Below are 4,215 nucleotides of genomic sequence, written 5' to 3'. Positions count from 1 at the left end.
CCCCCCCCGGCTCCGGCCACCCCCCATCCGGGAACAAGGGAATACCCCTCATCACAGAGCAGTTGTCGGCAACAGGGGGACCCCGGCCGCCGGCCACTACACCCGGCCACCCCACATGGCCACCACACCTGGACACCCCACAGGGAGGCAGCACCGTGCACGGTGAATACAAGGTGCCGGGCGGCAAGCTCGTGGTGGTCGACCTCGATGTCGTGGACGGCGCGCTGCGCCATCTCCGCGTCTCCGGGGACTTCTTCCTGGAGCCCGACGAGGCGTTGCCCGCCATCAACCGTTCCCTGGAGGGCGCCGCCGCCGACACCGACGCACGGGTACTGGCGGCCCGGATCGACGCGGCCCTCCCGGCCGGTGCCGTGCTGTTCGGCTTCAACACGGAGGCCGTGGGAATCGCCGTACGCCGCGCGGTCGCGGGCGCCACGGACTGGACCGACCACGACTGGCAGATCCTTCATGACGGCCCCCAACACCCCGCCCTCCACATGGCGTTGGACGAGGTCCTGACGGCCGAGGTCGCGGCGGGCCGCCGCCCGCCGACCCTGCGGGTGTGGGAGTGGGACCGCCCCGCCGTGATCATCGGCAGCTTCCAGTCGCTGCGCAACGAGGTCGACCCCGGGGGAGCCGGGAAACACGGCGTGACGGTCGTGCGACGGATCTCCGGCGGCGGCGCCATGTTCGTCGAGCCGGACAGCACCATCACGTACTCGCTGAGCGTGCCGGAGACCCTGGTCCACGGGCTGTCGTTCGCCGAGAGCTATGCCTATCTGGACGACTGGGTGCTGGGCGCGCTCGGCGACATGGGCATCACGGCCTGGTACAAGCCGCTCAACGACATCGCGACGGACACCGGGAAGATCGCGGGAGCGGCGCAGAAACGGGTGGTGGCGGGCGCCGGGGCGGTGCTGCATCACGTGACGATGGCGTACGACATCGATGCGGAGAAGATGGCCGAGGTGCTGCGGATCGGCCGGGAGAAGCTGACGGACGAGGGCATCGCCAGCGCCGGCAAGCGGGTGGACCCGCTGCGGCGCCAGACCGGGCTGCCCCGCGCCGAGGTCATCGCCCGGATGATCGCGTCGTTCCGGGCACGCTACGGCGGGTCGGACGGCACGGTCTCGGACGCGGAGCTGGCACGTGCCCAGGAGCTGGCAGAGCACAAGTTCGGCTCCCGGGAGTGGACGGCCCGCGTGCCTTGAGGGTGTGGTGCGGCGGACGAGCTGGGCACCCGCGGCGGGCGCTGCGCACGTTCCCCGGCCCTGCCTCAGACGCCCGCCGCCAGCCCCTCCAGCAGCTTCGGCAGGGCCGTGCCGATCGGCTCGCGGATCACCTCGTCGGCGAGTGCGTCGTACGGGGTCGGCTCGGCATTGACGATGATCAGCCGGGCGCCGTGCTCGGCCGCCACCCCGGCGAGCGAGGCGGCCGGCTGTACTTGCAGCGTGCTGCCGACGGCAAGGAAGACCTCCGCCGCCTTCGCCACGCCGAGGGCCGTTCCGAGCACCTGCGGATCCAGCCGCTCGCCGAACATCACCGTCGCCGACTTCAGGATCCCGCCGCAGACCAGACACGCCGGATCGGGCTCGCCCGCGGTCACCCGGGCCAGCGCCTCCTTCATCGCCGACCGGGCATGACAGCCGGTGCAGACGACCGCCCGTACGGTGCCGTGCAGTTCGAGCACCTTGCGTGCGGGCACCCCGGCGAGCTGATGCAGCCCGTCCACGTTCTGCGTGATCACCCGCACCGGCGTCCCGGACCGCTCCAGCCGGGCCACCGCCTCGTGCCCGGCATTCGGCCGCGCCCGGAACGCCGGGCTCTCCTGCCGCATCCGCCATGAGCGCCGCCGGATCTCCGGATCGCTCATGTACGCGTCGTAGGTGACGAGCTTCTCCGCCTCCGGGTCCCGCCGCCACAACCCGTTCGGCCCGCGGTAGTCGGGAATCCCGGAGTCGGTGGAAATCCCCGCTCCGGTGAGGATCGCGACCATGGGTCGGCGGGGCGGCTGGTCGGGGGACACATCGGTGCCGGTCATGGGGCCGAGGGTACGAGGCGGGGGCCGTGGGAGCGAGCGGGTTTGAACGGACGTAAGTCGAGCTGTGCCGGATTGCCAAGCCGGCGTGAAGAGAGAGGAATCGGAATATCCGGTCCATTTCGAGGAAGAATCCGCGGGCTATTGTCCGGTAGCCTCTTGGGCGGAACCGAAGCCTCTGGTCTGGCTATTCTTTTTGGTGAGGGAGTATGGCGTTCGAGGTCCAGCCGACAGATCTGTCCGCATTTGCCAAGCAGCTGGCGAGGGCTTCCGGCGATGCCCGGCACGCGTTGGATTACATGCGGCGCGAATGTTCGATCGGCACGTTCGACAAGGGGCCGATTTCAGCCCTGGCCAGTATGTTCGGTGGCGGACACGATGGCGTGCTGGCGCACGTCGAGTCCACGTTGAAGCAGTTGCACCGAATCTTGGATTCATCGCAGCGCGAGATGGAGCGAAGTGCTTCATTCTATGAGCGGACGGACCGGGGGGAGGCGTCGAAAATGGATGCCACGTATCCGGCATCCAAGAGGTAATTGCGGTGCACGCTCGCTTTTCATTCCTGATGACGGGCGAGGGGATTCTCGGAGGGGATTTGCTTGGGGTTTCATGATGTGGCGGAGCCGACCAGTAGGCTCGTCGTGCCGCGGGTTGACGGAGATAAGGAAGAGCCAGGATCCGTTTACCGCGATTTGACTTCCTATGGCGATGTATTCAGCCCCTCTGCGATGATCAGTAAAGGGCTGGAACTGGCTTTTGACTTCAACCCGGTCGATGAGGCGAAGAAGCTCCTCGGAGGTAACTGGGAAGAGTATGCCCAGTGCGCCAAGGCGTGGGAGTCGCTCGGAAATTTCTGTGAGGATCTGTCCAAGAATCTGGAGTCGGGCAACAAGGCGCTGGACGCGACCTGGTCGGGCAACGCCGCCGACTCGGCGTACGTCTATGTCGACACGCTGGCCGACGACGTAGCGGCCATGAAGGAGTCCTTCGACGACCTCAAGGAGCAATACGAACGCGTGACGGAAGCGGTCTGGCACGCGGCCGAGGCATGCGGTGACCTGTTGGGCGGAATTCTCGACCTCGCGCTCATGGCGGCCATCACGGCCGCTGCGGGAGCTTCCACCAGCTTCACGCTTTTCGGGCCGGTCATCGCGGCCGGCGCGGTCGCCGGTGAGGTCGTGGAGATGATCAACCTTTGGGGAAAGCTGACGACGCTGATCGCCGAAGTGCAGAGCGTGGTCAGTGGCTCAGTAGGAACGGTGGTTCAGCTCACCCGTTTTCATGCTGCAAATATGCAGAAATTCCCGCTGCCCGGGAGCGGGTATGACAACCCCGCAGTGTAAAACTTCCGTCCGGGAGAGTGACATGAATGCAAACGGTGATGACCCTCGCGTGGGCGATGAAGAGTTTCTCCCCATCGCACGCGATCCAGCTATGGCTCGAGTGTTGCGGAAGCAGCTCGAAGCGCTGGCCGACGGGAAAGGGGGAGATGTCCTGGGCGAGATGGCAAAGGAGGTCCTCTCCGGACGTATTGGGCTTCGTGAAGCGGTGCGAGTGGGCGCGTACGAAGAGGAGCTCGTGCGGAATGTCGAAAAATTTCAGCACAGCTGGGACGAGATGTCGGAGGAGGAGCGCTCGAATGCTGAGAAGGAGGGCGCGAAGTTCCTCCAGGAGCAACGTGACGAGATCGAGCAGGAACGGCGCGCACGCATGCGCAGTGCACACGACCGAGGCCGGCACGCCGGGAGTAGTTTCAGTGTGTACTGAGGCCGTTTTTTCGTACGGCGACGACGCCGTGACCCAGACCGGAGGAATCGCATGAACTCGGAACTGCCGGACCTCGACCCGCCGTCCCCGGCCGATGAGATGGCGTTGCGGGAGCGTGGCCAGTTCACCTCGCTGCTGCTGGGAGGCGGTGTCCTGATTCCCCTGGGGCTGGTGGTCATGTCGATGATGTCGGGACGGCATCTCTGGCTGACTCTGCTGAATCTGGGCGGGATGTACGGCGGCCTGTGGGTGATGTTCCGCGGCTGGCGGGATGAGCGCGGACGGTTGGTGACCCTGGGCGGGTGGTGCATGGCTGCGTCGCTGGCACTTTGCCTGGTGGTGCTCTCGCTCCTGTCGTGAGGGCCTGTCCACCTCGCCGCCCGTAACGTCCCGCCCATGCCCCCGTGACG

The 4,215-nt window shown here is 66.7% G+C and carries 6 protein-coding genes; 5 read left to right on the top strand and 1 reads right to left on the bottom strand.

Going from position 1 to position 4,215, the window contains the following annotated elements:
* The first annotated feature begins 155 nt into the window (after nucleotides 1-155).
* The gene (locus tag EST54_RS33430) at nucleotides 156-1,211 is read left to right on the top strand and encodes a lipoate--protein ligase family protein (protein ID WP_129251424.1); all 1,056 of its coding nucleotides are present in this window, start codon (nucleotides 156-158) and stop codon (nucleotides 1,209-1,211) included.
* Between the two features lie 65 nt (nucleotides 1,212-1,276).
* Here the strand turns inward: EST54_RS33430 and EST54_RS33425 are convergent, their stop codons facing one another.
* Nucleotides 1,277-2,041, bottom strand: coding sequence for an SIR2 family NAD-dependent protein deacylase (locus EST54_RS33425; RefSeq protein WP_129251423.1), 765 nt, complete (start codon nucleotides 2,039-2,041; stop codon nucleotides 1,277-1,279).
* A 206-nt stretch (nucleotides 2,042-2,247) separates the two neighbouring features.
* On the opposite strand from EST54_RS33425, the gene EST54_RS33420 reads away from it, so the two are divergent.
* The 4 genes from EST54_RS33420 to EST54_RS33405 all read left to right on the top strand — a co-directional run bounded on the left by EST54_RS33420 (nucleotide 2,248) and on the right by EST54_RS33405 (nucleotide 4,165).
* Entirely contained in the window at nucleotides 2,248-2,574 is a 327-nt protein-coding gene (locus EST54_RS33420) for a type VII secretion target (protein WP_129251422.1), read from the top strand.
* Between the two features lie 78 nt (nucleotides 2,575-2,652).
* Nucleotides 2,653-3,381 (top strand): hypothetical protein, encoded by a 729-nt coding sequence (locus tag EST54_RS33415; protein WP_129251421.1) that lies wholly within the window; start codon nucleotides 2,653-2,655, stop codon nucleotides 3,379-3,381.
* 49 nt (nucleotides 3,382-3,430) lie between these two features.
* The gene (locus EST54_RS33410; protein ID WP_129251420.1) at nucleotides 3,431-3,805 is read left to right on the top strand and encodes a hypothetical protein; all 375 of its coding nucleotides are present in this window, start codon (nucleotides 3,431-3,433) and stop codon (nucleotides 3,803-3,805) included.
* 51 nt (nucleotides 3,806-3,856) lie between these two features.
* Entirely contained in the window at nucleotides 3,857-4,165 is a 309-nt protein-coding gene (locus tag EST54_RS33405; protein WP_129251419.1) for a hypothetical protein, read from the top strand.
* Nucleotides 4,166-4,215 lie beyond the last annotated feature (50 nt).

The sequence above is a fragment of the Streptomyces sioyaensis genome (assembly GCF_004122735.1).
Classification (GTDB): domain Bacteria; phylum Actinomycetota; class Actinomycetes; order Streptomycetales; family Streptomycetaceae; genus Streptomyces; species Streptomyces sioyaensis.
This window is presented reverse-complemented; position numbering and strand designations above follow the sequence as displayed.

What these genes read in the sequence shown, in the direction of transcription:
- EST54_RS33425 (WP_129251423.1), bottom strand. Translation starts at nt 2,041, where the DNA reads ATGACCGGCACCGATGTGTCCCCCGACCAGCCGCCCCGCCGACCCATG.
- EST54_RS33405 (WP_129251419.1), top strand. Translation starts at nt 3,857, where the DNA reads ATGAACTCGGAACTGCCGGACCTCGACCCGCCGTCCCCGGCCGATGAG.
- EST54_RS33420 (WP_129251422.1), top strand. Translation starts at nt 2,248, where the DNA reads ATGGCGTTCGAGGTCCAGCCGACAGATCTGTCCGCATTTGCCAAGCAG.